The 26,328-nt window shown below is 61.2% G+C and carries 22 protein-coding genes, 2 tRNA genes and 1 pseudogene; 16 read left to right on the top strand and 9 right to left on the bottom strand.

The window, feature by feature from the left end; translation table 11 throughout:
• The first annotated feature begins 158 nt into the window (after positions 1 to 158).
• On the top strand, positions 159 to 1,010 hold the full coding sequence (gene motA / locus KVQ82_RS27795) for a flagellar motor stator protein MotA (RefSeq protein WP_007952169.1): 852 nt from the start codon (positions 159 to 161) through the stop codon (positions 1,008 to 1,010).
• 3 nt (positions 1,011 to 1,013) lie between these two features.
• Entirely contained in the window at positions 1,014 to 2,114 is a 1,101-nt protein-coding gene (motB, locus tag KVQ82_RS27790) for a flagellar motor protein MotB (protein WP_222017001.1), read from the top strand.
• Between the two features lie 52 nt (positions 2,115 to 2,166).
• Here the strand turns inward: motB and KVQ82_RS27785 are convergent, their stop codons facing one another.
• From KVQ82_RS27785 to rsgA, 4 genes and pseudogenes are all read right to left on the bottom strand, one after another.
• Positions 2,167 to 2,652, bottom strand: coding sequence for a toll/interleukin-1 receptor domain-containing protein (locus KVQ82_RS27785; protein ID WP_222016999.1), 486 nt, complete (start codon positions 2,650 to 2,652; stop codon positions 2,167 to 2,169).
• Positions 2,652 to 3,610: pseudogene (locus KVQ82_RS27780) on the bottom strand (caspase domain-containing protein). The gene KVQ82_RS27785 and the pseudogene KVQ82_RS27780 overlap by 1 nt, the downstream one beginning before the upstream one ends.
• A 2-nt stretch (positions 3,611 to 3,612) precedes the next feature.
• Complete coding sequence (locus tag KVQ82_RS27775) at positions 3,613 to 4,020, bottom strand: TIR domain-containing protein (protein ID WP_047600711.1); 408 nt, start codon at positions 4,018 to 4,020, stop codon at positions 3,613 to 3,615.
• 212 nt (positions 4,021 to 4,232) lie between these two features.
• Positions 4,233 to 5,264 carry a small ribosomal subunit biogenesis GTPase RsgA gene (rsgA, locus tag KVQ82_RS27770; RefSeq protein ID WP_041065716.1) on the bottom strand — a complete coding sequence of 344 codons (1,032 nt, stop codon included), beginning with the start codon at positions 5,262 to 5,264 and terminating at the stop codon, positions 4,233 to 4,235.
• Between the two features lie 107 nt (positions 5,265 to 5,371).
• Here rsgA and orn point away from each other — a divergent pair, with 107 nt between their 5' ends.
• Both orn and KVQ82_RS27760 read left to right on the top strand, forming a co-directional pair.
• Positions 5,372 to 5,914 carry an oligoribonuclease gene (gene orn / locus KVQ82_RS27765; protein ID WP_003221098.1) on the top strand — a complete coding sequence of 181 codons (543 nt, stop codon included), beginning with the start codon at positions 5,372 to 5,374 and terminating at the stop codon, positions 5,912 to 5,914.
• A 174-nt stretch (positions 5,915 to 6,088) separates the two neighbouring features.
• Entirely contained in the window at positions 6,089 to 6,700 is a 612-nt protein-coding gene (locus tag KVQ82_RS27760; protein WP_047290974.1) for a trimeric intracellular cation channel family protein, read from the top strand.
• 91 nt (positions 6,701 to 6,791) lie between these two features.
• On the opposite strand, the gene queG is transcribed toward KVQ82_RS27760, so the two are convergent.
• Positions 6,792 to 7,856, bottom strand: coding sequence for a tRNA epoxyqueuosine(34) reductase QueG (queG, locus tag KVQ82_RS27755; protein WP_222016997.1), 1,065 nt, complete (start codon positions 7,854 to 7,856; stop codon positions 6,792 to 6,794).
• Between the two features lie 63 nt (positions 7,857 to 7,919).
• Between queG and KVQ82_RS27750 the strand changes: the two genes are divergently transcribed.
• From KVQ82_RS27750 to KVQ82_RS27695, 12 genes are all read left to right on the top strand, one after another.
• The gene (locus tag KVQ82_RS27750) at positions 7,920 to 9,419 is read left to right on the top strand and encodes an NAD(P)H-hydrate dehydratase (RefSeq protein WP_222016995.1); all 1,500 of its coding nucleotides are present in this window, start codon (positions 7,920 to 7,922) and stop codon (positions 9,417 to 9,419) included.
• A complete protein-coding gene (gene tsaE / locus KVQ82_RS27745; protein WP_108181508.1) occupies positions 9,407 to 9,877 on the top strand; it encodes a tRNA (adenosine(37)-N6)-threonylcarbamoyltransferase complex ATPase subunit type 1 TsaE in 471 nt (156 codons plus the stop codon). The genes KVQ82_RS27750 and tsaE overlap by 13 nt, the downstream gene beginning before the upstream one ends.
• Before the next feature lie 3 nt (positions 9,878 to 9,880).
• Positions 9,881 to 11,308, top strand: a complete 1,428-nt coding sequence (locus KVQ82_RS27740) for an N-acetylmuramoyl-L-alanine amidase (RefSeq protein WP_202370087.1) — start codon at positions 9,881 to 9,883, stop codon at positions 11,306 to 11,308.
• A gap of 5 nt (positions 11,309 to 11,313) precedes the next feature.
• Complete coding sequence (mutL, locus tag KVQ82_RS27735; RefSeq protein WP_174376993.1) at positions 11,314 to 13,215, top strand: DNA mismatch repair endonuclease MutL; 1,902 nt, start codon at positions 11,314 to 11,316, stop codon at positions 13,213 to 13,215.
• Complete coding sequence (gene miaA / locus KVQ82_RS27730; protein WP_041065702.1) at positions 13,215 to 14,186, top strand: tRNA (adenosine(37)-N6)-dimethylallyltransferase MiaA; 972 nt, start codon at positions 13,215 to 13,217, stop codon at positions 14,184 to 14,186. Before mutL ends, miaA begins: the two co-directional genes overlap by 1 nt.
• Positions 14,187 to 14,280: 94 nt before the next feature.
• A complete protein-coding gene (gene hfq / locus KVQ82_RS27725; protein WP_003221112.1) occupies positions 14,281 to 14,541 on the top strand; it encodes an RNA chaperone Hfq in 261 nt (86 codons plus the stop codon).
• 12 nt (positions 14,542 to 14,553) lie between these two features.
• A complete protein-coding gene (gene hflX / locus KVQ82_RS27720; protein WP_003221114.1) occupies positions 14,554 to 15,855 on the top strand; it encodes a ribosome rescue GTPase HflX in 1,302 nt (433 codons plus the stop codon).
• A gap of 96 nt (positions 15,856 to 15,951) precedes the next feature.
• Entirely contained in the window at positions 15,952 to 17,127 is a 1,176-nt protein-coding gene (gene hflK / locus KVQ82_RS27715) for an FtsH protease activity modulator HflK (RefSeq protein ID WP_222016993.1), read from the top strand.
• On the top strand, positions 17,127 to 17,996 hold the full coding sequence (gene hflC / locus KVQ82_RS27710) for a protease modulator HflC (protein WP_041065696.1): 870 nt from the start codon (positions 17,127 to 17,129) through the stop codon (positions 17,994 to 17,996). Before hflK ends, hflC begins: the two co-directional genes overlap by 1 nt.
• A 313-nt stretch (positions 17,997 to 18,309) precedes the next feature.
• The gene (locus KVQ82_RS27705; protein WP_041065693.1) at positions 18,310 to 19,497 is read left to right on the top strand and encodes an ATP phosphoribosyltransferase regulatory subunit; all 1,188 of its coding nucleotides are present in this window, start codon (positions 18,310 to 18,312) and stop codon (positions 19,495 to 19,497) included.
• A 54-nt stretch (positions 19,498 to 19,551) separates the two neighbouring features.
• Positions 19,552 to 20,841 (top strand): adenylosuccinate synthase, encoded by a 1,290-nt coding sequence (locus KVQ82_RS27700; protein ID WP_003221122.1) that lies wholly within the window; start codon positions 19,552 to 19,554, stop codon positions 20,839 to 20,841.
• A 139-nt stretch (positions 20,842 to 20,980) separates the two neighbouring features.
• Positions 20,981 to 22,915 carry a methyl-accepting chemotaxis protein gene (locus KVQ82_RS27695; protein ID WP_222016991.1) on the top strand — a complete coding sequence of 645 codons (1,935 nt, stop codon included), beginning with the start codon at positions 20,981 to 20,983 and terminating at the stop codon, positions 22,913 to 22,915.
• Between the two features lie 79 nt (positions 22,916 to 22,994).
• Here the strand turns inward: KVQ82_RS27695 and KVQ82_RS27690 are convergent, their stop codons facing one another.
• From KVQ82_RS27690 to KVQ82_RS27675, 4 genes are all read right to left on the bottom strand, one after another.
• Positions 22,995 to 24,560, bottom strand: a complete 1,566-nt coding sequence (locus KVQ82_RS27690) for an iron ABC transporter permease (RefSeq protein ID WP_222016989.1) — start codon at positions 24,558 to 24,560, stop codon at positions 22,995 to 22,997.
• Positions 24,560 to 25,570, bottom strand: coding sequence for an extracellular solute-binding protein (locus KVQ82_RS27685; RefSeq protein WP_222016987.1), 1,011 nt, complete (start codon positions 25,568 to 25,570; stop codon positions 24,560 to 24,562). Before KVQ82_RS27685 ends, KVQ82_RS27690 begins: the two co-directional genes overlap by 1 nt.
• Before the next feature lie 282 nt (positions 25,571 to 25,852).
• Positions 25,853 to 25,939 (bottom strand) — tRNA-Leu (locus KVQ82_RS27680).
• Positions 25,940 to 26,120: 181 nt separating this feature from the next.
• A tRNA-Leu gene (locus tag KVQ82_RS27675) sits at positions 26,121 to 26,207 on the bottom strand.
• Between the last annotated feature and the right edge of the window lie 121 nt (positions 26,208 to 26,328).

Here is a 26,328-nt window from a genome sequence, read left to right as displayed (position 1 = left end):
GGGATCTTCACTGACTGTAGACGCGCCCGGCATGGGCTAAATTGGCTTTTCGCCTGAACTGGCTATAGTCTGGCGCAGTTTTGCCGATAAGTAGAAGAAGAGATTTTTTAACTTCCGAATATGACCTTGAACCCGACTTAAGTAAGTACTTTCTACCTATGGCTAAAATTATCGGCATCATCGTCGTATTCGCGAGCGTGCTCGGCGGATACGTGCTCTCCCACGGCAAAATTGCCGCCCTGATCCAGCCCTTCGAGGTGATGATCATCGGTGGTGCGGCCCTCGGTGCATTCCTCCAGGCCAACCCCGGTTACATGACGATGCACGTGCTCAAGAAATCCCTGAGCATGTTCAGTTCGCGTTTCAGCCACACGTTCTATCTGGAAGTGCTGGGCCTGATCTACGAGATCCTCAACAAGAGCCGCCGCGAAGGCATGATGGCCATCGAAGGCGACATCGAAGACGCTGCCGCGAGCCCGATCTTCGCCAAGTACCCGGCCGTGCTCAAAGACGAGCGCATGACCGCGTTCATCTGCGATTACCTGCGCATCATGTCCTCCGGCAACATGGCTCCGCATGAGCTGGAAGGCCTGTTCGACATGGAGCTCTACAGCCTCAAGGAAGACCTTGAGCACCCGTCCCATGCGGTGAACGGCATCGCCGACGCCATGCCCGGTTTCGGTATCGTCGCGGCGGTACTGGGTATCGTGGTGACCATGGCGTCCCTGGGCGAAGGCGATCAGAAATCCATCGGTCTGCACGTGGGTGCGGCTCTGGTCGGTACCTTCTTCGGTATTCTCGCGGCCTACGGCTTCTTCGGCCCGTTGGCGCATTCCCTGGCCCACGATGCCAAGGAAGAGCTGAACGTCTATGAAGCCATCAAGGCTTCGCTGGTGGCGTCGGCTTCCGGCATGCCGCCATCGCTGGCGGTGGAGTTCGGGCGCAAGGTTCTGTACCCGGCGCACCGTCCAAGCTTCGCCGAGCTGGAACAAGCCGTTCGCGGTCGCTAAGCCATGGAAAATAATCAGCCGATAATCATCAAGCGCGTCAAGCGCATAGCCGGTGGGCACCACGGCGGGGCGTGGAAAATCGCCTTCGCCGACTTCGCCACGGCGATGATGGCGTTCTTCCTGGTGTTGTGGTTGCTGTCCACCGCAACGCCGGAGCAGAAGATCGCCATCGCCGGTTACTTCAAGGATCCGGTCGGCTTCTCCGAAAGCGGCACGCCGTACATCATCGATCTGGGCGGCACACCGACCCTGGCGCCGGAAAACACTCTCAACCCTGAAGTGAAATCGCAGCCGCAACCGGACAAGGTCACGGTCGACACCGAGCAGGTCGAAGGCATGGCCGAGCAGGTCGAGAAAGAACGCCTGGAACTGTTGCTGCAGGAACTGCAGAACAAGGTCGACGAGAACCCGCAGCTGCAGAAGTTCAAGGATCAGATCCTGTTCGAGATCACCCCGAACGGCCTGCGCATCCAGATCATGGACGCCGAAAACCGGCCGATGTTCGACTCGGGCTCCGCGCGTCTGAAGCCGTACTTCGAAGACATCCTGCTGGCCATGGCCGACACCATCAAAGCGGTGCCGAACAAGATCAGCATCAGCGGTCACACGGATGCCAAGCCGTACACCGGCACCGGTGATTTCGGTAACTGGGAACTCTCGGCCAACCGTGCCAACGCCGCGCGGCGTGCGCTGGTGGCAGGCAGCTATCCGGATTCGCAGGTGGCGCGGGTCGTCGGTTATGCCTCGTCGGCGTTGTTCGACAAGGAAAACCCGTTCAACCCGGTCAACCGCCGCATCGACATTGTGGTCCTGACCAAAAAGGCCCAGGCCGCCATCGAAGGTTCGCAAGGTGCCGACGCGGCCAAGCCAGCCGCCGAAGGTCAGAACGGCGCCGCTCCGGCGACGCCGGTCGATCCGAACGCGTTGCCGGCAGACCAGCAACCGGTGCCGGCCCACGAGTTGCGCGAACGCTTGAACCTGTTCGACGACGCCGCACCGAAACCGGCCGCGCCGGGGGCCGCGCCGGGGGCCGCGCCGGGGGCTGCGGCGCCAGCGCCAACAGCTCCGCCAGCCGCTGCACCGGCTCCTGCGCCGAAGCAGTGACCGACAAAAAAGCCGACAGCGATGTCGGCTTTTTTGTGGCTGTCGATTGGCCTCAGAAACCGCGTCGAATCCGGTTTTTCAGTTGTTCATGGAACAGATCAGCGTTGCGCTTATAGGTGCCGCTGAAGGACTCGTTGCTCGAATCCAGTGTCATCGAACGCTTGCTCGACACTTCTTCACGATAGGCATCGATGAAGAAATTCAGATCACTGGCTGTGCTCAGCTTCGGCCACTTGTCCAGATACTCCGGCAACTGCGCTTGTCCGGTGCGGAACGAGCAGATCCGCCGGTTGCTGATCGTCGCTTCGCCGATTTCGAACGGCACCCACCACGACAGTGCGGTTTTCTCCGAAACCACCGCCAGCAGGTGCGTGCACTCGGTGATGTTGCGGGTGATCACCCCGGTGATGTCGTCGGTGGTCTGCGATTCCGGGTCCAGTACGTCGAGGTAGGTCTTGATGTTGGCCTGCATCAATTGGGCATTGATCGCCATGGCTTGCGGACGATCGATGTGGCGGTAGCTGATGAATACGGGCATCAGAAGTGTCCTTTTATGGCGAGTTCACGGTAATAGGCGCCAAGTGCGGTGAGGCGGCAGCCCGTGGAGTGAATGGCGGCGTAGTACATGTGCTCGGCGTCGACCGGCTCGATCAGGCTGTGGCGGTTGCACATTTGCAGTTGCTTGAAGATGTCGCCGTGCTCGGGGTCGAACAGCGCTTCGGTGGGCTCGTAGCTGGGATCGAGCCGGAGACGAAACTTGGCTCGGGGAACCAGTCCTTGAGTTTGCGCAGGGTTTCCTCGGCAATCAGCGGCGCGACTTCGCGCAGCGGCACGAACTGCGAGACATTGGTCTTGAACACCGGGCGCTGTTCCCAGGCGCCCAGCGCATTGTCGACAAACGAATAAACGCTACCGGGGGTGACCTTGCCGAGTACGTTGGCAGCGCCACCGTGCAGCGCTTGCAGCAACAGATCCGTGAAGACGCCATGACCGCGACTCTCCACAGCGTACTGTTCTTTTTTGCAGGCCGTGAGAATGGTCACGCCTTCGCCGATCACACTGCTGCCGCCACGCAGATTACGCATGGCGCCTGCTGCGCCGGCCTGGCAGCAATCGAGAATGATGATTTTGTTCTTGATGTGCGGGGCCTTGTCCGCCCACTCCAGAATGTCACTGATGCGGATCCCGTCTCCGCCAGGCTGATAGTCCTGGGGAATCAGGAGTCCTTCGTCGATGCTGGTGTCAAACTGACCATGGCCGGCGAAGTACAGCAGTGCCACGTCACAATCGCCTGAGAACAGGCTCTGGATCTGCTGTTTCATGTGGCTGAGCGTGAGTTTTTCTTCGGCTGAAGTCAGCACTTTGCTGCTGAAGTTCGGTCGCCCGTTGGCATGACGCTCCAGCACCGACGCCATGGCCATGGCGTCGTTGTTACAGCCGCTCAAGGGCGAGACGTGGTCGTAGTGGTTGATGCCGATAAACAGTCCCTTGCGCATGGTTACACCGCCGTGTGCTGACGGATCGCACCGATGATGCTGTTGGTGTTCCATGCGCACTCGGCGTGCGCCGCTTCACGCACGACAGTGGAAATTCGCTCGGCGCCGAACGGCTTGATCGCGATGATCACTTTGCCCATGCGCTTGGCGATCTCGATTTCCTTGTTGATCCACTTGCTGTAAGTCGAATACATCCCGGCCATGATCAGCACCGCCGAGCACGGGCGAATCTTGTTCTCGATGGCTTCTTCGAGTTGCTTGTCGGTCTGCGCGCCCATGATCGGGTTGTGCGGCGGCACGGAAAAATTCTTGAAACTGAAATCCGGTCTGGCGCCGAGCAGGCGCACCAGATTGTCGTGAGCGTGGGCGTAGTTCCACGAATGGCTGATGAACAAATGGTAGGTCTGCATGGGGTTCCTCGAAGGTCGCGAAGGTGCGAAGGAGGACCCCAATCTAGGCATCTGACGCGAGCCTACAAGGGCTGGGCGGTGAAAGAGAAATGTCCTGCAAACAGGTGCGAACGAGTCTGTCAGAAGAGTCTGACGTTTAACGGAATCGGGGATTTGTCAGGCGTGGTCCGACATCCGGCAGCCCTCGGGCGAGAGGCTGCCGGTGCAGATGTTTAGTAGCCGTTTTCCGGCAGGCTGGCGATGATCGAGCGGTAGCTGTTCATCCGCTGCTGCTGCACGCGGCCGTCTTCCAGGGCCTTGAGCAGTGCGCAACCGGGTTCGCGATCGTGTTTGCAGTCGCGGAAGCGGCAAGTGCCGAGCAGGTCGTTGAACTCGATGAAACCGGCTTCGACGTCGGCGCGGCTGACGTGGCCCAGGCCGAATTCACGGATACCCGGGGAGTCGATCAGCTCGCCGCCGCCCGGGAAGTGGAACAGACGCGCGGTGGTTGTGGTGTGCGTACCCTGACCGGACAGCTCGGACAGCGGGCCGACACGGGTTTCGACTTCCGGCAGCAGGCTGTTGACCAGCGACGACTTGCCGACGCCGGACTGGCCGACGAACACGCTGATGCGCCCGTCGAGCTGCTTCTGCAACTGTTCCATGCCATTGCCGTGATGCGCCGAGACTTCCAGCACCGGATAACCCAGCGTGCGGTACACCGCCAGCAGGGCATTGAGCGCCGGGGCGTTTTGCTCGTCGATCAGGTCAAATTTGTTCAGCAGCAGCAACGGGCGGATGCCGGCGTGTTCAGCGGCCACCAGGTAGCGGTCGATCAGGTTGGCATGCGGCTCGGGCAGTGGCGCGAAGACAATGACGATCATGTCGACGTTGGCAGCGACCGGCTTGAGCTGGCCACGACTGTCCGGGCGGCAGAGTTCGGTGGTGCGCGGCAGTTGTGCGACGATCACGCCGATGCCCTGGTTGCCGGCGCGCCAGACCACCCGATCACCGGTCACCAGCGCCGGCAGGTTGGCGCGCAGGTGGCAACGGAATACCTGACCGGCCAGATCGCCGTCCACAGCCTCGACCTCGACCTGCACCCCGAAGTGGGCGATCACCAGGCCGTGTTGCTCAGGCCCCAGATCGCCGCCCTCGAGGGCTTCGACCGCCGAGGACTCGCGTTTGGCGGCGCGGGCGGCGCGCTCGCCCTGAATCTTTTCGATGCGCCAGTTTTGACGACGATTGAGTTGGCGTTTGGCCATGGGTGTTCCGTCTGAAGAATGCAGCGATTAGGTAAAACGGCCGCGAGTTTAGCACGCCCGGGCACCGGCCTAGGCTAAACTGCGCAGCATTGCCTAGGAGCCCGAATATGCAAAACCCGCAGAACCTGATCTGGATCGACCTGGAAATGACCGGTCTGGATCCGGAAAACGACGTCATCATCGAAATGGCCACCATCGTCACCGACAGTGACCTGAACACCCTGGCCGAAGGCCCGGTGATCGCCATTCACCACAGTGACGAAGTGCTCGCCCGCATGGACGAGTGGAACACCCGCACCCACGGCAACTCGGGCCTGACCCAGCGCGTGCGTGACAGCCGTATCAGCATGGCCGAGGCCGAGGCCGAAACCATCGCTTTCCTCGAGAAATGGGTACCGAAGGGCAAGTCGCCGATCTGCGGCAACAGCATCTGCCAGGATCGTCGCTTCCTTTATACCCACATGAAGGCACTGGAAAGCTACTTCCACTACCGCAACCTCGACGTGTCGACGCTCAAGGAGCTGGCCGCACGCTGGGCACCGGACGTGCGCGACAGCTTCAAGAAGGGCAGCACGCACCTGGCACTGGACGACATCCGCGAATCGATCGCCGAGCTGCAGCACTACCGCAAGCATTTCATCAAGTTCTGATGGCGTCCCTGTAGGAGCTGCCGCAGGCTGCGATCTTTTGATGTTGCTTGTAAAAAACAAGATCAAAAGATCGCAGCCTGCGGCAGCTCCTACAGAGGATTGTCGTGATCGCGCCCCCTTCTGGTGCGGCGCTGAAATGGCTAGACTGCGCGCCTTCCTGCCAGGACCGCCACCATGTTGCTGATGCTCTATCTGATCGCCATTACCGCCGAAGCCATGACCGGCGCGCTGTCTGCCGGGCGGCGCGGCATGGACTGGTTCGGGGTGGTGTTGATCGCCTGCGTCACGGCATTGGGCGGCGGTTCTGTACGTGACGTGTTGCTCGGGCACTATCCGCTGACGTGGGTCAAGCACCCGGAATATCTGGTGCTGACCTCGGCCGCCGCAATGCTCACCGTGTTCACCGCGCGCTGGATGCGTCACCTGCGCTCACTGTTTCTGGTGCTCGACGCGGTCGGCCTGGTGGCGTTCACCCTGATTGGCTGCATGACTGCGCTGGAAATGGGCCACGGCATGCTGGTGGCGTCGGTCAGCGGCGTGATCACTGGAGTGTTCGGCGGCATCCTGCGCGACATTTTCTGCAACGACATCCCGCTGATCTTCCGCCGCGAACTGTACGCCAGCGTCTCGTTCGCCGCCGCGTGGTGCTACATGCTCTGCCTGTACCTGAATGTACCAAGCGAGCAGGCGATTCTGATCACCTTATTCGGCGGTTTTCTGCTGCGGTTGCTGGCCATTCGTTTCCACTGGGAAATGCCCAAGTTCGTCTATAACGACGAGCATTAATGCATTCCCCTGTAGGAGCTGCCGCAGGCTGCGATCCTTTGATCTTGTCTTTTAAATATCAAAGTCAAAAGATCGCAGCCTGCGGCAGCTCCTACAATTGACCGTGTTGTTTCAGCGCCCACTCGACGTGTTCACGCACCAGCTCTGATGGGTAGTCACGGCGCGCCTTCAAGGCTTCCAGTACCGGAATGCTCGATGGCGCGTTGCCCAGCCCGACCGCCAGATTGCGCAGCCAGCGCTCGTAACCGGCGCGGCGCAGCGGTGAGCCTTCGGTGCTGCTGAGAAATTTGTCCTCGTCCCACATGAACAGCTCCGCCAGTTCGGCGTTGTCCAGGTTGTGCCGGGGCTTGAAATCGCTTTCGCCGGATGGGCGGGCGAAGCGGTTCCACGGGCAGACGATCTGGCAATCGTCGCAGCCGAACACCCGATTGCCGATCAGCGGGCGCAGGTCTTCGGGGATGGCGTTTTTCAGTTCGATGGTCAGGTACGAGATGCAGCGCCGGGCGTCCAGCACATAGGGGCCGACGAAAGCATTGGTCGGGCAGATGTCCAGGCACGCGGTACAGCGCCCGCAATGTTCGCTGCTGTGCGGTTCGTCCACGGGCAGCGGCAGATCGACAAACAGTTCACTCAAGAAGAAATAGCTGCCGGCCTTGCGGTTCAGCACGAGCGTATTTTTACCGATCCAGCCCAGCCCGGCCTGCTCGGCGATGGCTTTTTCCAGCACCGGGGCGCTGTCGACGAAGGCACGGAAACCGAACGGGCCGATCTGCGACTGAATCTTGTCGGCCAATTGCTGCACACGTTTACGGATCAATTTGTGGTAATCGCGGCCCAAGGCATAACGCGAAACGTAAGCTTTCTCCGGTTGCGCCAGCATTTGCGCCATTTGCGTGTCGCCGGGCAGGTAGTCCATGCGCAGCGAAACCACACGCAACGTGCCGGGAACCAGTTCCTCCGGATGCGAGCGTTTGCTGCCGTGGGCGCCCATGTAATCCATTTCGCCGTGGTAGCCGGCGGCAAGCCAGCGCTGCAGATGCTGCTCATGCTCGGCCAGGTCCAGACCGCTGATGCCGACTTGCTGGAAGCCCAGCTCGCGGCCCCAATCTTTGATCGATTGGGCGAGGGCGGGCAGATCTGTGGTGATGGCGGACATGAGGCGAGAGAAACCGGAGCTGAGGTGCGTATAATTCTGCCAGACATCGGAGCCCGAAGACGCATGCCGCACACGAAAGATGAATTACCCGACGCGCTGTATGGCGCCGCGCAGGTGCGAGCACTCGATGCGCGGCTGATCGCTGCGGGTACGCCGGGCTTCGAATTGATGCAGCGCGCCGCTCATGCGACCTGGCGCGCATTGGTGCGACAGTGGCCTGCGGCGAACCAAATGACTGTGCTTGCCGGGCATGGCAACAACGCCGGTGATGGTTTTCTGATCGCCGCGCTGGCGCACCGTGCCGGGTGGGCGGTGCGGGTGCTGGCCGTCGGTGATCCGCAACGCTTGCAGGGCGACGCGGCGCAGGCTTATGCGCAGGCCATCAACGATGGTGTCGCCGTGCAGGGCTGGACCGCGCACAGCGAGCTGCGCGGGGTGATTGTCGATGCCTTGCTCGGCACCGGGCTGACCGGCGATGTGCGCGAGCCGTATGCCGCCGCGATCAAGGCCATCAATGCCAGTGGCCTGCCGGTGGTGGCGGTGGATATTCCTTCCGGACTGTCTGCCGATACCGGGCATGTTCTCGGCGTTGCGGTTCGCGCCGACCTTACCGTGACCTTTATCGGCTTGAAGCTCGGCCTGTTCACCGGTGATGCGGCGGATCAGGTCGGGGCGCTGGTGTTTAACGATCTGCAAGCCGCCGCCGACATCTACCGTGACGCTCCTGCCAGCGCTGTGCGCCTTGCGACGGCTAATCTTCCACGACTGGCTGCGCGTGCGCCCGCTGCGCACAAGGGGCGCTTCGGGCATTTACTGTTGATCGGCGGCGATCAGGGGTTTGGCGGGGCGATCCTGCTCAGTTCCGAAACGGCCCTGCGCAGCGGCGCCGGGATGGTGTCGCTGGCAACCCGACCGGAACATGTCCCGGCAGCGCTGACGCGGATGCCGGAAGTCATGGTGCTCGGCACGTCGTCGGCCAATCAGTTGATAGAGCTGCTGGAAAAAGTCTCGGTGCTGGTGGTGGGCCCGGGACTCGGGCAGGCCAGTTGGGGCCGAGCGCTGTTGTCCGCTGCCGCCAATGCATCGCTGCCACAGGTGTGGGACGCCGACGCCTTGAATCTGCTGGCTGCGGGTTTGGTCAGCCTGCCCAAGGATTGCGTGATCACCCCGCATCCGGGCGAAGCAGCGCGCCTGTTGGGGATCAGCACTGCAGGGGTGCAGGCCGATCGCCCGGGCGCCGCGCGAGCGTTGAGCAAGACATACTCGGCCGTCGTTGTGCTGAAAGGCGCCGGCAGTCTGATCGCCCATCCTGATGGGCGTCTGGCGCTGTGTCATCAAGGCCATCCGGCCATGGCCACCGCTGGTCTGGGCGATGTGCTCGCCGGGTTGATCGGGGCGCTGCTGGCGCAGGGCATGGACGGCTACGATGCCGCGTGCCTCGCAGTCTGGCTGCACGCCAATGCCGGCGCGCAGCAAGGTAAATTCGGCCGTGGGCTGGCGGCCAGTGATCTGATTCCAGTCATTCGTCAGTTGTTGGAGGAGCATGCACCGTGTCTGAAGTAACCCTGTACCTGGCCGATGAACAGGCCATGAGCGACTTTGGCGCACGGATCGCCCGCGTTACCCGGGGCCACGGCCTGATTTTTCTCGAAGGCAACCTGGGCATGGGCAAAACCACGCTGTCGCGGGGCATCATTCGCGGGCTGGGGCATGTCGGCGCGGTGAAAAGTCCGACCTTTACCCTGGTCGAGCCCTACGAGATCGGCGATGTGCGCGCCTTCCACTTCGACCTGTATCGTTTGGTCGATCCAGAGGAGCTGGAGTTTCTCGGCATCCGCGACTATTTCGAAGACGACGCCCTGTGCCTGATCGAGTGGCCCGATAAAGGTGCAGGCTTTTTGCCAAAGCCTGACCTGACCATTACCATTAGCCCGCAAGACAGCGGGCGTTCGCTGAAAATGTTATCCCAGGGCTCGCGTGGCGAGGCCTGGTGTGCCGCTTTGGCATTGGAATCCAATTAAATGATGGGGTTAGGTATGCGCTTTCGCGCGTTGGTGGCTGCCGTTGGACTGATGTTGATGGCAGTGACCGTCAACGCTGTGGCCGAGACAAAGGTCAACAGCGTGCGCCTGTGGCGGGCGCCGGACAACACGCGACTGGTCTTCGACCTGAGCGGCCCGGTGCAGCACAGCGTCTTCACCCTGACCGCACCGGATCGGCTGGTGATCGACATCAACGGCGCTACCCTGGGTGCGCCGCTGAAAGTCTCGACCGCCAACACGCCAATCACCGCGATGCGTTCGGCCCAGCGTACGCCGACCGACCTGCGGGTGGTCATCGACCTGAAAAAAGCCGTCACCCCGAAAAGCTTCTCGCTGGCGCCGAACGCGCAATACGGTAACCGTCTGGTGGTCGACCTGTTCGACAACCCGGCCGATGCGGCGCCGCCGCCAGCTCCGACGCCATCGGTCGCCACCGTGCCGGCAGTGCCGGTGACACCGTCGGAACCGGCGATCAAACTGCCACCGGCCCCGGCCGGCAAGCGCGACATCATTGTGGTGATCGACGCCGGCCACGGCGGCGAAGACCCGGGTGCGTCCGGCTCGCGCGGCCAGCGTGAGAAAGACGTGGTGCTGCAGATCGCCCGCGAACTGCAGCGTCAGGTCAACGGCATGAAAGGCTTCCGCGCCGAACTGACCCGGACCGGCGACTACTTCATCCCGTTGCGCGGTCGTACCGAAATCGCCCGCAAGAAGGGTGCCGATCTGTTTGTTTCGATCCATGCTGACGCCGCGCCGTCTGCAGCAGCCTTCGGTGCATCGGTGTTTGCCCTGTCCGATCGCGGCGCGACATCGGAGACTGCCCGTTGGCTGGCTGACAGCGAAAACCGTTCCGACCTGATCGGCGGTGCCGGCAACGTCAGCCTCGACGACAAGGACCGCATGCTCGCCGGTGTGTTGCTCGACCTGTCGATGACCGCTTCGCTGACCTCCAGCCTCAACGTCGGTCAGAAAGTCCTGACCAACATTGGCCGCGTGACCCCGCTGCACAAGCAGCGGGTGGAGCAGGCCGGCTTCATGGTGCTGAAGTCGCCGGACATCCCGTCGATCCTCGTCGAAACCGGATTTATCTCCAACGCCAACGAAGCGAACAAGCTCTCGGCATCGAGCCACCAGCAGGCGCTGGCCCGCTCGATCAGCAGCGGCGTGCGCCAGTTCTTCCAGCAGAACCCGCCACCGGGCACCTACATTGCCTGGCTGCGTGACTCCGGCAAGATCGCCCAAGGCCCGCGCGATCACCGCGTGAGTCCGGGCGAGACGCTGGCGATGATCGCCGTGCGTTATCAGGTGTCGCCCGCGACGCTGCGCAGTGCCAACAACCTCAGCAGCGATGAGCTGAAGATCGGCCAGCACCTGACCATCCCTGGCACCGAACTGGCGTCCAAAGAATGAACCAGGTGTTGAACGCCGCACGCATCGAACTGCTCAGCCCGCGGCTGGCGAACCAGATCGCCGCCGGTGAGGTGGTCGAGCGCCCGGCTTCGGTGATCAAGGAGTTGCTGGAAAACAGCCTCGACTCCGGTGCCAAGCGCATCGACGTCGATGTCGAGCAGGGCGGCGTCAAGTTGCTGCGGGTGCGTGACGACGGCAGCGGCATTTCCGCCGATGACCTGCCGCTGGCGCTGGCCCGTCACGCCACCAGCAAGATTCGCAACCTCGAAGATCTGGAGCAGGTGATGAGCCTGGGCTTCCGTGGTGAGGCACTGGCGTCGATCAGCTCCGTGGCGCGCCTGACCCTGACCTCGCGCACCCGCGATGCTGATCAGGCCTGGCAGGTTGAAACCGAAGGTCGCGACATGGCGCCTCGGGTGCAGCCGGCGGCGCATCCGGTCGGTACCTCGGTGGAAGTGCGCGACCTGTTCTTCAACACGCCGGCGCGGCGCAAGTTTCTCAAGACCGAAAAAACCGAATTCGATCACCTGCAAGAAGTGATCAAACGTCTGGCGCTGGCGCGTTTCGACGTCGCCTTCCATCTGCGCCACAACGGCAAGACCATCCTCAGCCTGCACGAGGCCCACGATGATGCGGCCCGCGCCCGGCGGGTGGCGGCGATTTGTGGTTCGGGCTTTTTGGAGCAGGCGCTGCCGATCGAGATCGAGCGCAACGGCTTGCACCTGTGGGGCTGGGTCGGGTTGCCGACCTTCAACCGCAGCCAGGCGGACTTGCAGTATTTCTTTGTGAATGGCCGTGCGGTGCGCGACAAACTGGTGGCCCACGCGGTGCGTCAGGCTTATCGCGATGTGCTGTTCAACGGTCGTCATCCGACGTTTGCGCTGTTTTTCGAGGTTGATCCGGCGGCGGTGGACGTCAACGTGCACCCGACCAAGCACGAAGTGCGCTTCCGTGACGGGCGCATGGTGCATGACTTCCTTTACGGCACGCTGCACCGTGCGCTGGGCGATGTGCGTCCCGAGGATCAGTTGGCCGGTTCCGTGACGACCGCTGTCGTTCGGCCAACGGGCATCGAGGCCGGCGAATTCGGCCCACAGGGCGAAATGCGTCTGGCAGCCAATGCGCTGCTCGAGCAACCGCAGGCGCAACCGGCGTTCAGCACGTCTTCGGGTGCCAGCGCTGGCGGCGCTTATCAGTATCAGTACACGCCACGTCCGCAGTCGGCGATGCCGCCGGCCGCCGAGGCTCAAGCCGCTTACCGCGAGTTCTTCGCACCGTTGCCGGAAGCGAATGCCAACGCACTGCCGGCTGGTCAGGAGGACATTCCGCCGCTCGGTTACGCACTGGCGCAGCTCAAGGGCATCTACATCCTGTCCGAGAACGCCCAGGGTCTGGTGTTGGTGGATATGCATGCCGCGCACGAACGGATCATGTACGAACGCCTGAAGATCGCCATGGCCAGCGAAGGTCTCAGCGGTCAGCCGCTGCTGGTGCCGGAGTCGCTGGCGGTCAGTCAGCGTGAAGCCGATTGTGCTGAAGAACACGCTGCATGGTTCCAGAAGCTGGGCTTCGAGCTGCAGCGTCTGGGCCCGGAAACGTTGGCGATCCGCCAGATTCCGGCGCTGCTCAAGCAGGCCGAGGCCAATCGGTTGGTGGGCGATGTACTGTCGGACCTGATGGAATACGGCACCAGCGACCGGATTCAGGCACACCTGAACGAACTGCTCGGCACCATGGCCTGCCACGGTGCGATCCGCGCCAATCGGCGCCTGGCCCTGCCAGAAATGAACGGCCTGCTGCGCGACATGGAAAACACCGAGCGCAGCGGTCAATGCAACCATGGCCGACCGACCTGGACCCAACTGGGCCTGGACGATCTGGACAAACTGTTCCTGCGCGGTCGTTGATGAGCCAGCTTCCTCCAGCGATTTTCCTGATGGGCCCGACCGCTGCGGGCAAGACCGACCTGGCCATCGAGCTGACCAAGGTGCTGCCGTGCGAGCTGATCAGCGTCGACTCGGCGCTGGTCTATCGCGGCATGGACATCGGCACCGCCAAGCCATCGAAAGAACTGCTGGCCGAGTTTCCGCACCGGCTGATCGACATTCTCGACCCGGCTGAAGCCTATTCGGCTGCGGATTTTCGTCGCGATGCCCTGCAAGCCATGGCCGAGATCACCGCGCGCGGGAAAATTCCGCTGCTGGTCGGCGGCACCATGCTCTATTACAAGGCGTTGGTTGAAGGCCTGGCGGATATGCCGGCGGCTGATCCCGAAGTCCGCGCACAGATCGAAGAAGAGGCTGCGCGCCTTGGCTGGCAAGCCCTGCACGAGCAGCTGGCGATCATCGATCCGGTGTCGGCGGCACGCATTCACCCGAACGATCCGCAGCGCCTGAGTCGGGCGCTGGAGGTTTATCGGGTCAGTGGCCAGAGCATGACCGCCCTGCGTCAGCAACAATCTGCGCAAAGTACTGAAGCAGCCGCTTCGGGACGGCAACAATTGCCCTATACTGTCGCGAACTTGGCCATTGCTCCGGCAAATCGCCAGGTACTGCACGAACGCATTAAACAAAGATTCACAAATATGCTGGAACAGGGATTCATCGACGAGGTCGTAGCCCTGCGTAAAAGAAGTGACCTGCATGCCGGGTTGCCGTCTATACGTGCGGTAGGCTACCGCCAAGTCTGGGACTACCTGGATGGCAAGCTGTCGTTAGCTGAAATGCAGGAACGCGGCATCATTGCCACGCGTCAATTGGCCAAGCGCCAGTTCACCTGGCTGCGCAGCTGGGAAGAACTGCACTGGCTGGACAGTCTTGATTGCGACAATCTGCCACGCGCCTTGAAATACCTTGGGACCATCTCCATATTGAGCTGAGTCCTTGCAATTGCCGTCTATCCTTGGGGGTGTGGCGGCCAAAGCCATCTGAATTACCTATTTTTATTATTGAATCCTTAAAGGAGTGCGGCACATGTCAAAAGGGCATTCGCTACAAGACCCTTACTTGAATACTTTACGTAAAGAGAAAGTTGGGGTTTCCATCTACCTGGTCAACGGTATCAAACTGCAAGGCACGATCGAGTCGTTCGACCAGTTCGTTATCCTGCTGAAAAACACCGTCAGCCAGATGGTTTACAAACACGCTATCTCGACAGTCGTGCCAGTACGTCCAATTCGTCTGCCTAGCGCAACCGAATCCGATGCAGGTGACGCTGAGCCAGGTAACGCCTGATAGGAGTCTCCTTTGTTCTTTGAGCGCCACGGTGGTGGTGAGCGAGTCATCCTCGTTCACTTGGAAGGTCAGGACCCTGAGGCGCGCGAAGATCCGCAGGAGTTTCAGGAATTGGCTAATTCGGCGGGCGCCGAGACCGTTGCGTTTTTTAACGTACCGCGTCATCGGCCAACCGCCAAATTCCTGATTGGCAGCGGCAAGGTCGAAGAATTACGCGACCTGGTCCATGCCGAGAAGGCCGATCTGGTGATTTTCAATCACATTCTCACGCCCAGTCAGGAACGTAACCTCGAACGTGTTTTCGAGTGCCGCGTGATCGACCGTACCGGCCTGATTCTCGATATTTTCGCCCAGCGCGCCCGTACCCATGAAGGCAAGCTCCAGGTCGAACTGGCCCAGCTTGATCACATGAGCACCCGTCTGGTTCGCGGCTGGACTCACCTTGAACGTCAGGGTGGCGGTATCGGCATGCGCGGCCCGGGTGAAACCCAGCTCGAAACCGACCGGCGTCTGCTGCGGGTGCGTCTGCGTCAGATCAAGGGTCGTCTGGAAAAAGTGCGCAGCCAGCGCGAGCAATCGCGACGCGGCCGCTCCCGTGCGGATATCCCTACCGTGTCTCTGGTGGGCTATACCAACGCCGGCAAATCCACGCTGTTCAATAACGTGACCAAGTCCGAGGTATACGCGGCCGACCAGTTGTTCGCCACGCTCGACCCGACCCTGCGCCGTCTGGAACTGGACGACCTGGGGCCGATCGTTCTGGCGGACACGGTAGGTTTCATTCGGCACTTGCCGCACAAGCTGGTCGAGGCATTTCGGTCTACGCTCGAAGAGTCGAGCAACTCCGACCTGCTGTTGCACGTGATCGATGCGGCCGAACCGGATCGCATGTTGCAGATCGAGCAGGTGATGGTGGTGCTGGGCGAGATCGGGGCGCAGGACTTGCCGATCCTCGAGGTATACAACAAACTCGATTTGCTTGAAGGCGTTGAGCCACAGATCCAGCGCGATGCCGATGGCAAGCCACAACGGGTCTGGCTGTCGGCGCGTGATGGCACGGGTCTGGAATTGCTTGAGCAAGCCATTGCCGAGTTGCTGGGCAGTGATTTGTTTGTGGGGACATTGCGCTTGCCGCAACGGTTCGCTCGACTGCGTGCGCAGTTCTTCGAACTCGGCGCGGTACAGAAAGAAGAACACGACGAAGAAGGCATCTGCCTGCTGGCCGTTCGTTTGCCCCGGGTCGAGTTGAATCGACTGGTAAGCCGCGAAGGATTGCAGCCGATGGAATTCATCGAGCAACACACTTTGCAATAAAAGCCTGGCAAAGCGGTTGTGCCGCAACGGCAGGCATTCTGTAGCATTGGTCGGCGCGCCGTGGGTGCGTCTTTGCTTTATCAGATGGAGAGCGCTATGGCTTGGAATGAGCCGGGTGGCAACTCGAATAATCAGGATCCTTGGGGTGGCAAGCGCCGCAATAACGGCGACCGCAAGGGGCCACCGGATCTCGACGAGGCCTTCCGAAAGCTGCAGGAAAGCCTGAACGGGTTGTTCGGTGGTGGTAAGAAACGCGGTGGTGACGACGGCGGTGGTTCGGGCAGGAGTGGTGGCGGCTTCGGTGGTCTGCTCGGCATCGGCCTCGTCGTGCTGGCGGCTGTCTGGCTGTACAGCGCGGTCTATGTGGTCGACGAGCAGGAGCAAGCCGTGGTGCTGCGCTTCGGCAAGTACTACGAGACTGTCGGCCCCGGCCTGAACATCTACTTCCCGCCGATCGACAAGAAGTACATGGAGAACGTCACGCGTGAGCGTGCCTACACCAAGCAGGGCCAGATGCTGACCGAAGACGAAAACATCGTCGAAGTGCCGCTGACCGTGCAGTACAAGATCAGCAACCTGCAGGATTTCGTGCTGAACGTCGATCAGCCGGAAATCAGCCTGCAGCATGCGACCGACAGTGCTCTGCGCCACGTGGTGGGTTCGACCGCCATGGACCAGGTGCTGACCGAAGGTCGTGAACTGATGGCCAGCGAAATCAAGGAGCGTCTGCAACGTTTCCTCGATACCTATCGCACCGGTATCACCGTCACTCAGGTCAACGTACAGAGCGCAGCGGCACCGCGCGAAGTGCAGGAAGCCTTTGACGACGTGATCCGCGCCCGGGAAGACGAGCAGCGTTCGCGCAACCAGGCGGAAACCTACGCCAACGGCGTCGTGCCGGAAGCCCGTGGTCAGGCCCAGCGTATCCTCGAGGATGCCAACGGTTACCGTGACGAAACGGTCTCGCGCGCCAAGGGTGAGGCAGACCGCTTTACCAAACTGGTCGCGGAATATCGCAAGGCCCCTGAAGTCACCCGCCAGCGTCTGTACCTGGACACCATGCAGGAAGTCTTCAGCAACACCAGCAAGGTACTCGTGACCGGCAACAAGAACGGCCAGAGCAACCTGCTTTACCTGCCGTTGGACAAGATGATCCAGAACAGTTCGGGCAGCAATGCACCGGTGACCGGTTCGGCCGCCGCCAGCAACAACACGGACATCGCGCCGCATGTCACTGACCTGCCGCAGACACGTACAAGGGAGAGCCGCTGATGAGCAATAAATCGCTGATCGCCCTGATCGTTGGCGTTGTCGTGGTGCTGGTGGGCTGGAACTGCTTCTACATCGTCGCTCAGACCGAGCGTGCGGTGCTGCTGCAATTCGGTCGTGTGGTTCAGGCTGATGTTCAGCCGGGCCTGCATGTGAAAGTGCCTTACGTTAACCAGGTGCGTAAATTCGACGCACGTCTGATGACGCTGGATGCACCGACACAGCGCTTCCTGACCCTGGAAAAGAAAGCCGTGATGGTCGATGCCTACGCCAAGTGGCGCGTGAAAGATGCCGAGCGCTTCTACACCGCGACTTCCGGCCTCAAGCAAATCGCCGACGAGCGTCTGTCCCGTCGTCTGGAATCCGGTCTGCGTGACCAGTTCGGCAAACGCACCCTGCACGAAGTGGTGTCGGGTGAGCGTGATGCGCTGATGGCTGACATCACCGCGTCGCTGAACAAGATGGCGGAAAAAGAGCTGGGTATCGAAGTCGTCGATGTCCGGGTCAAGGCCATCGATCTGCCGAAAGAAGTGAACCGCAGCGTGTTCGAGCGCATGAGCACCGAGCGTGAGCGTGAAGCTCGCGAGCACCGCGCCAAGGGTAACGAGCTGGCCGAAGGCATCCGTGCCGACGCCGATCGTCAACGCCGCGTGCTGTTGGCTGAGGCCTATCGTGAATCCGAAGAGATTCGCGGTGACGGCGATGCCCAGGCTGCTGCGATCTACTCCAAGGCCTACGGTCAGGATCAGGAGTTCTACGGTTTCTACCGTAGCCTGCGTGCCTACCGTGACAGCTTCGCGAACAAATCCGACGTCATGGTTCTCGACCCAAGCAGCGACTTCTTCCGTTACCTGGAAAAGTCCAAGCCTTGATACGACGTTGACCTGAATCATTCCGCCCGGCGGCTAAAACCTCGGGCGGGGTGATCCTTTGGGAAAACGTGTGTATGATGCGGCAGCCGGGAAATTCCCGGCTTTTTTGCGTCTGCACGTTTGATTGCTGTTTTTTGTTGCAGGCATCGGGTTGAATGGCCCGAGCGTTTTTCGAGGAAAGTGATGGGCGAAGCCGGTAACAGGCCTTTCGCCGCGTCGTTCATGCGCGTGCGTTTTGAACGGTTCGGTCATTTTCTGCTTCACTCAAGGCTCGCCCGCAGGCTGGCCGCCCGGATCAAAGGGGAATGGCGTAATGGCAACGGTAGACCGCTGGCTGCTGCCAGATGGCATCGAAGAAGTACTGCCACCGGAAGCGGCGCGCATTGAAGTCGCGCGTCGTCAGGTGTTGGATCTGTTCCAGAGCTGGGGTTACGAGTTTGTCGTGACTCCCCATATCGAGTACCTGGAATCCCTGCTGACCGGTGCGGGCCAGGACCTGGATCTGCGTACCTTCAAGGTCATCGACCCGCAGTCGGGTCGGCAGATGGGGTTCCGTGCCGACATCACGCCGCAAGTGGCGCGCATCGATGCGCACACCCTGCGTCGCGAAGGCCCTAGCCGCCTGTGCTACGCCGGCAGCGTGTTGCATGCCCAGCCGCGTGCGCTGTCGTCCTCGCGCAGCCCGATTCAACTGGGTGCCGAGTTGTACGGCGATGCCAGCCCGAGCAGCGACGTGGAAGTCATCAGCCTGATGCTGGCCATGCTGCAACTGGCCGATGTGCCGGATGTGCACATGGACCTTGGCCATGTCGGCATCTACCGTGGTCTGGCGCGTGCCGCCGGTCTGTCCGGTGAGGTTGAGCAGCAGTTGTTCGATGCGTTGCAACGCAAGGCCATCGACGAGGTCATTAGCTTGACCGAAGGCCTGCCGGCCGATCTGTCCGGCATGCTGCGGGCACTGGTCGATCTGTGTGGTGGCCGTGAAGTATTGAGCGCTGCCCGTGAGCGTCTGGCCAATGCGCCGGCGCCGGTGCTGGCCGCGCTGGAAGATTTGCTGGCGATCGCCGAGCGTCTGGCGACGCGTTTCCCGGAGCTGCCGCTGTACTTCGATCTGGGCGAGCTGCGTGGCTACCACTACCACACCGGTGTGGTGTTCGCGGTGTTTGTCCCGGGCGTGGGTCAGTCCATCGCTCAGGGCGGTCGTTACGACGACATCGGCGCCGACTTCGGTCGTGCCCGTCCGGCGACCGGCTTCTCTACCGATTTGAAAACCCTGGTGACCCTGGGGCGTGCTGAGATCGAGCTACCGTCTGGCGGTATCTGGATGCCTGACAGTACGGATGCGGCACTCTGGCAGCAGGTTTGCCAGTTGCGCAGTGAGGGTCAGCGTGTCGTTCAGGCGTTGCCTGGACAACCTTTGGCCGCCGCCCGTGATGCGGACTGCGACCGGCAATTGATTCAGCAGAACGGGCTTTGGCAAGTATCGCCACTGGCTTCTTGAGTTTTCCTGCCGGCCATCGCCGGCACCAAGTTTGCGCGAATGAGGACAAGTGTTATGGGTAAGAATGTCGTAGTCCTGGGCACCCAATGGGGTGATGAGGGCAAAGGCAAGATCGTTGATCTGCTGACCGAACATGCTGCCGCCGTAGTGCGCTACCAAGGTGGCCACAACGCTGGCCACACCCTGGTGATCGACGGCGAAAAAACCGTCTTGCACCTGATCCCGTCGGGCGTGCTGCGCGAAGGCGTGCAGTGCCTGATCGGCAACGGCGTGGTGGTTGCACCTGACGCCCTGCTGCGTGAGATCACCAAGCTGGAAGAGAAAGGCGTGCCGGTGCGCGAGCGCCTGCGTATCAGCCCGTCCTGCCCGCTGATCCTGTCCTTCCACGTGGCGCTGGACCAGGCCCGTGAAAAAGCCCGTGGCGAGCTGAAGATCGGTACCACCGGTCGCGGCATCGGCCCGGCTTACGAAGACAAGGTTGCACGCCGTGGCCTGCGCGTCGGCGACCTGCTGAACATGCCGCGTTTCGAAGACAAGCTGCGTGAACTGGTGGATTACCACAACTTCATGCTGGTGGGTTACTACAAAGAGCCGGCCATCGAGTTCGAAAAGACCCTGGCCGAGTGCAAGGAATACGCCGAGCTGCTCAAGCCGCTGATGCTCGACGTGACTGCCGAGCTGCACGACCTGCGTCGCGCCGGCAAAGACATCATGTTCGAAGGTGCTCAGGGTTCGCTGCTAGACATCGACCACGGTACCTACCCGTACGTGACCAGTTCCAACACCACCGCCGGTGGCGTGGCGACCGGTTCGGGCGTTGGCCCGATGTTCCTCGACTACATCCTGGGCATTACCAAGGCTTACACCACTCGCGTCGGTTCGGGTCCATTCCCGACTGAGCTGTTCGACGACGTGGGCGCGCACCTGGCCAAGCAAGGTCACGAGTTCGGCGCGACCACCGGCCGTGCCCGTCGTTGCGGCTGGTTCGACGCCGTTATCCTGCGTCGCGCCATCGATGTGAACAGCATCTCGGGCATCTGCCTGACCAAGCTGGACGTCCTCGATGGTCTGGAAACCATCAACATCTGCACCGGCTACAAGGACGCGCAAGGCAATGCCGTGGCGCCGACCGACGCTGACAGCTACGTGGGCCTGCAGCCTGTGTACGAAGAAGTGCCGGGCTGGACCGAATCGACCGTGGGTGCCAAAACCCTGGAAGAGCTGCCAGCTAACGCTCGTGCCTACATCAAACGCGTTGAAGAGTTGATCGGCGCGCCGATCGACATTATTTCGACGGGCCCGGATCGCAACGAAACCATCGTTCTGCGTCATCCGTTCGCTTGATAAGTCGTTGATGTAAAAAACAAAGGCCCCTTAATCGGGGCCTTTGTCGTTTATGCCTGTTGGACGGCATGACCTTTGCTGTAAATCTTCCTACAAGAGTGCCATCAAATTAATGGCGTCAGACGTAGAGGGATTCACAGTGTCGGCCGTTCTCTCACTGTTACAAAGCCGTTTGTTGCGGCCCGTGTTCGTTACCCTTGGTATCGCCCTTTTGGTGCAAGTGCTGGTGGCAGTCGCCCTGACACGAAGCACGGTCACGGCGCTGGAGGCTGATCTCGGCACTCGTCTGGGCGCTGACAGCCAAAAGCTCTCCGGCGAGCTGGAGCAGGCCGGGCGCGAAGTCACCTCAAGCCTCGATAACCTTTCCTCAAGTACCCGGCAGCGTCTGACCGCCGGCCTGTCTTCTCGTCTGAAGGAAGAGCAGGCGCAATTGCGTACGACCCTGGAAAAGGATCTCAAGGACTCGGCCAATGACATGGCCCAGTTGCTCGCCTCAGTGGCGCCTCGTGCCATGTGGGACAGCGACGTGCCAACCCTGTCGGAATTCGCCCGCCGCGCCCAGCGTAACCCCAACGTGTTGTTCGTGGTTTACGACGACGCCACCGGACAACACCTGACGCGTTATCTCAATCGCGAAAACCCGATCAACAAAGCCCTGCTGGAAAAAGGTCAGGGCGAGCGTGCGCTGGACAAGGTACTGGACGCGGCGAAGAACGATCCGTCGGTCTACTACCTCGAAGCGTCGATCAACCCTAACGGCGTGGAAATCGGCAAGGTGCTGATGGGCGTCTCGACCGCGTCGGTGGAAACCGATCTGGCGGCGCTCGACCAGCGCTTCTCGGCGCTGATCGCCAGCAGCGATCAATTGGTGGGCGACAGCCTCAAGGGCGCAGCAGCGGACAGCGCGACAGCCATGCAGGCACGCCTGCAGTCCGCGCAATCCACCGCTGCCGAAATGAAAGCCAATACCAGCAGCACTGTGCAGGATGCCGCCGCGACCTTGCGCTGGCGGATCGGCATGGGCCTGGCGCTCGTCGGTTGTGGCGTGCTGTTGTTGCTGGCGGTGGTGCTCGGGCACCGGGTGGTCAATCGCTTGAAGATGCTCAATGCGGCGATGGACGATCTGGCGGCAGGCGAGGGCGACCTGACCAAGCGTGTGCAGATCAACAGCAAGGACGAAATCGGCGACATGGCCTCGGCAGTCAATCGCTTTGTGGATAAGTTACAGCCGATCGTGCGTGAGGCGGGCGATGTGGCCCAGCGTACCGGCGTGGAAATCGGTGCGATGACCCTGCGCAATGCCGGTGCTGACGCAGCGGCCGGGATGCAGCGTGATGAAGTGGCGGAGAGCCTGCGCGCGCTGTCGCAGATGGCCGACGAGGCACAATCGGAAAGCCACGCCATGCAGGCGGCGTTGAAGCAGGTGGTGGATATTCGCCAGGCCACCGATGAAAACACTCGCACCTCGGCGAAGGTCGGCAGTTTGATCGAGGCGCTGGCCGGGCAGGTCGATACCGGGGCGAAAGTCATCGAACGACTGGCGCAGCAGAGCGAACAGATTGAAGTGGTGTTGACGGTGATTCACGGCATCGCCGAGCAGACCAACCTGTTGGCCTTGAACGCGGCGATCGAAGCGGCGCGGGCCGGTGAGACCGGGCGCGGTTTTGCGGTGGTCGCCGATGAAGTGCGCGCCCTGGCGAGCAAGACGCAAAGCTCGACGGGCGATATCCAGGCGCACATCGTCGCGTTGCAGCAAGGTGCGCGTGAGGCGGTCGAGGCGATTGGTCAGGCCGGGCGGCAGGCCAGCGAAGGGTTGCTGGTGTTGCGCGATAGCGCACGGTTGCAGCAGTCAGTGCAGGCCTCGGTCGAGCAGGTGCATGCGGCGATCGGACTGGCGACGCAGGCAGCGGCGCATCAGGCGCAGGGCGCGCAGGCAGTGCGCGGGCGGGTCGAGACGATCCATGCTCAGGCCGAGAAAGCGGCGCAAGCGGTGGTGGAAACCACGGCCAGTGGCAAGGTGCTGGATGGGTTGGCGGCGCAGTTGAAGGCCAGCCTCGGACAGTTCAGGGCTTAAATCAAAAGATCGCAGCCTGCGGCAGCTCCTACAGGGAAATGCAAATCCCCATGTAGGAGCTGTCGCAGGCTGCGATCTTTTAGCGGCTCAGGTACATTCGCGTCGTCAGCAGATACACCGGCAACCCCGACACCACAATCAACAGCGCCGCATAAGGCGCCGCCGCCGCAAATTCGACATTCGCGGTATGCGCCCAGACCTCGGTTGCCAACGTGTTAAGCCCGGTAGGGCTCAGCAGCAGCGTCGCCGTCAGTTCCTTCATCGCATCCAGAAACACCAGCGCAAACGCCGCGCCCAGTGCCGGGAAAATGATCGGCAGGGTCACCCGGCAAAACGCGGTGAACGATGAGGCCCCCAACGTGCGTGCCGCTTCTTCCAACTGCGGCGCGGCCTTGTTCAGTGCCGTGCGAATCGGCGCCTGCGCCAGCGGCAGAAACAGCAGCGCATAGGCGATCAGCAGCAGCGCCGACGTCTGGTACAGCGCCGGCACGTAATGCAGGGCGAAATACACCAGCGTCAACGCAATCACCAGGCCCGGCAAGGCGTGGAGCAGATACGGCAAGCGCTCGGCCCAGATCGCCAGTCGCCCCTTGTAACGCACCACCAGCAGCCCGACCGGCACCGCCAGCAGCAGGCACAGCGCCGCGCCACCGAGCGACAAGGCCAGCGAAGACAGCAGCGCCTCTGTGATCGCTGCGACCGGGAAGGCTGCCGATGAGCCAACCGCCAGCCAGTACGCGAGCATGCCCAGCGGAATTCCGCTGCCGACAATCGCCAGTAACAGGCAATACAACTGACCGACAATAGCCCACGGCCCCAATCGCACTTGCTCGGCCTGACGTGCCGCGCCCTGGCCTGTGCGCACATGGCGGCCCTTGCCGCGGACACGCAACTCCAGCCACAGCAGCATCAGACAAAGCGCGAGCAGCACCGCCGAAAGCATCGCCGCGTTGGCGTTGCTGAATTCCAGTTCGAATTGCTGATAGATCGCGGTGGTGAAGGTTTGCAGGCCGATGATCGACAGCGCGCCGAACTCGACCAGCATGTGCAGGGCAATCAGCAGCGAACCGGCCAGCAGCGATGGCCAGAGCAGCGGCAGGGTGACGCGGAAAAACACGCCCCAGCGGTTCTGTCCCAAGGTGCGAGCCGATTCTTCAAGGGACGGATCAAGGTTGCGCAGGGTTGCCGCGACCGGCAGAAAGATCAACGGATACTTCGACAGGCTCATCACCAGAATCGCCCCGCCGAGGCCTTCGAACTGTGCGCTCAACGATACCCAGGTAAAGCTGCTGACGAACGCCGGCACCGCGAACGGCAGGCACAGAATCACGCCCCACAGGCGTCGTCCCGGCAGATTGCTGCGCTCCAGCAGCCACGCCAGTGACAGGCCGATCACGCCGCAAGTCAGCGTCACGCCAACCATCAACGCCAGCGTGTTGCGCAGCAGGCCAAACACATAGGGGCGCCACAGCAAGTGCAGCGCCTCGGCCCAACCGGCCTGCCAGGCTTTCAGACCGACATAGGCCAGCGGCAACAGGCTCAGCACCACCAGTAATAAAACCGGCAGCACCAGCCAGATCGATGGCCGCTTGCGTCGTGGCACGTAACCCCCGCGCGCGGCGGGGGCGGATAACGATGCGGCCATCAGTTCAGGCCAACTTCACGTTCCAGCTCCAGGGCTTCCTCGGCGTTGCCCAAATCGGCCGGGGTGACATTCGGCGCTTGCAGTTCGCTGAATGGCTTGAGGCCGCGATCCGATTCCATGCCCTTGTGCAGCGGGTATTCGGCGGTGGTCTGGGTGATCACGCGCTGACCTTCTTCGCTGGCCATGTAGGCAAGGAATTGCTGAGCTTCTTTTGGGTGTTTGCTGGATTTCAGTACGGCAGCACTGGACACGGTGATCAGTCCGCCGACATCGCCGCCGGTGAAGTAATGCAGTTTCGAGTCGAGTTTGCCTTTCTCACGCTGCAGGGCGAACCAGTAGTAGTTGTTCACTAGCACCGTGGCGACTTCGCCGTTTTCCACGGCTTTGAGGGCGACCATGTTGTTGCTGTAGGTCTTGCCGAAAGCGCGCAGGCCGGTCAGCCATTCTTCGGCGGCGTCGCGACCGTGCATCTTGATGATCGCCACGGCTTGTTCCTGGAATGCGCCGCTGGTCGGGACGAATCCGACTTTGCCTTGCCACTTTGGATCGGAGAATTCCATCACCGACTTCGGCAGGTCTTTCTCATCGACCAGTTTCGGGTTGTAGGCAACCACGCGAACCCGCGCGGTGACACCGATCCAGGTGCCGTTGCCGGCAACGTATTGTTTCGGTAGCACGGCCAGCGTGGCGTCATCGGTCTTGGCCAGCAGGCCTTGCTCGCCGAGATTGTTCAGTGGTGGGGATTCTTCGGTGTAGATCACGTCGGCGGGGGAGCGCTCGCCTTCTTCGATAACCTGGCTGGCGAGCTGGTTGCTGCTGCCCTTGCGTACGTTGACGTGAATGCCGGTCTTGGCCTCGAAAGCCTTGGCGATCGCATCGCCGACTTCCTTGTGTTGACCGTTGTAGAGCGTCAGGGAAACCGCATCGGCTGCCTGGGTGAGGGGAGTGGCGAGTGCCAGGCCGAGCAGGGTGAAGGTCAAGCCGCGGCGCAGGGTATTTCGAAACATCATTCGCAGGGTTCCTCACTGTCGCATTGCAAAAACTTGCAACAATGATAAACGATATTGTTTCTCAAGTGCGCCTTGCGGGCTGCCGCCAGCTCTGGTACGGCGCATTCGCAGAAATGTAGGAGCTGCCGAAGGCTGCGATCTTTTGATCTTTTTTTAAAAGCAAAGATCGCAGCCTTCGGCAGCTCCTACAGGGGTGGGGCGCAAGTTTTCAAACGCCAGAAACGCAAAAACCCGCTTTCGCGGGTTTTTGGGAAACTCAACGTCGTAACCTTGAGTTTGAATTGGTGCCCAGAAGAAGACTCGAACTTCCACGACCGTAAGGTCACCAGCACCTGAAGCTGGCGTGTCTACCAATTTCACCATCTGGGCATTCATCGCGAGCGTTGCCGCTGTTGATGTGGCGCACTATACGGAGCGCTTTTTGATCTGTAAACCCCTGATTTAATTTTAATTAATCGGGTTTGACAAAACCGTTCCCCGGAATGCAAAAAACCCGCTTTCGCGGGTTTTTGTGTGAGTCTTGAAACTGTTCTAGTCTCAAGCTCGAAATTGGTGCCCAGGAGAAGACTCGAACTTCCACGACCGTAAGGTCACCAGCACCTGAAGCTGGCGTGTCTACCAATTTCACCACCTGGGCATCTCGTCAACGTGTGTACGTCGTCGATGGCGCGCACTATACGGAGCGCCTTTTTAACTGTAAACCCCCGGCAGCAAAAAAAATGATTTTTTTTACCGGCGGTGTTCAAAAGGGCTTTCAG

Source organism: Pseudomonas sp. AO-1 (assembly GCF_019775695.1).
GTDB classification, from domain to species: Bacteria; Pseudomonadota; Gammaproteobacteria; order Pseudomonadales; family Pseudomonadaceae; genus Aquipseudomonas; species Aquipseudomonas parakoreensis.
This window is presented reverse-complemented; position numbering and strand designations above follow the sequence as displayed.

Excerpts from the sequence above, each read along its gene's own strand:
- hfq (WP_003221112.1), top strand. The coding sequence starts at position 14,281 with ATGTCAAAAGGGCATTCGCTACAAGACCCTTACTTGAATACTTTACGT.
- motA (WP_007952169.1), top strand. The coding sequence starts at position 159 with ATGGCTAAAATTATCGGCATCATCGTCGTATTCGCGAGCGTGCTCGGC.
- KVQ82_RS27690 (WP_222016989.1), bottom strand. The coding sequence starts at position 24,560 with ATGGCCGCATCGTTATCCGCCCCCGCCGCGCGCGGGGGTTACGTGCCA.
- KVQ82_RS27750 (WP_222016995.1), top strand. The coding sequence starts at position 7,920 with ATGCCGCACACGAAAGATGAATTACCCGACGCGCTGTATGGCGCCGCG.
- rsgA (WP_041065716.1), bottom strand. The coding sequence starts at position 5,264 with ATGGCCAAACGCCAACTCAATCGTCGTCAAAACTGGCGCATCGAAAAG.
- KVQ82_RS27705 (WP_041065693.1), top strand. The coding sequence starts at position 18,310 with ATGGCAACGGTAGACCGCTGGCTGCTGCCAGATGGCATCGAAGAAGTA.
- hflC (WP_041065696.1), top strand. The coding sequence starts at position 17,127 with ATGAGCAATAAATCGCTGATCGCCCTGATCGTTGGCGTTGTCGTGGTG.
- KVQ82_RS27740 (WP_202370087.1), top strand. The coding sequence starts at position 9,881 with ATGGGGTTAGGTATGCGCTTTCGCGCGTTGGTGGCTGCCGTTGGACTG.
- KVQ82_RS27785 (WP_222016999.1), bottom strand. The coding sequence starts at position 2,652 with ATGCCCGTATTCATCAGCTACCGCCACATCGATCGTCCGCAAGCCATG.
- hflK (WP_222016993.1), top strand. The coding sequence starts at position 15,952 with ATGGCTTGGAATGAGCCGGGTGGCAACTCGAATAATCAGGATCCTTGG.
- KVQ82_RS27700 (WP_003221122.1), top strand. The coding sequence starts at position 19,552 with ATGGGTAAGAATGTCGTAGTCCTGGGCACCCAATGGGGTGATGAGGGC.
- queG (WP_222016997.1), bottom strand. The coding sequence starts at position 7,856 with ATGTCCGCCATCACCACAGATCTGCCCGCCCTCGCCCAATCGATCAAA.
- KVQ82_RS27685 (WP_222016987.1), bottom strand. The coding sequence starts at position 25,570 with ATGATGTTTCGAAATACCCTGCGCCGCGGCTTGACCTTCACCCTGCTC.
- KVQ82_RS27760 (WP_047290974.1), top strand. The coding sequence starts at position 6,089 with ATGTTGCTGATGCTCTATCTGATCGCCATTACCGCCGAAGCCATGACC.
- orn (WP_003221098.1), top strand. The coding sequence starts at position 5,372 with ATGCAAAACCCGCAGAACCTGATCTGGATCGACCTGGAAATGACCGGT.
- motB (WP_222017001.1), top strand. The coding sequence starts at position 1,014 with ATGGAAAATAATCAGCCGATAATCATCAAGCGCGTCAAGCGCATAGCC.
- KVQ82_RS27775 (WP_047600711.1), bottom strand. The coding sequence starts at position 4,020 with ATGCAGACCTACCATTTGTTCATCAGCCATTCGTGGAACTACGCCCAC.
- miaA (WP_041065702.1), top strand. The coding sequence starts at position 13,215 with ATGAGCCAGCTTCCTCCAGCGATTTTCCTGATGGGCCCGACCGCTGCG.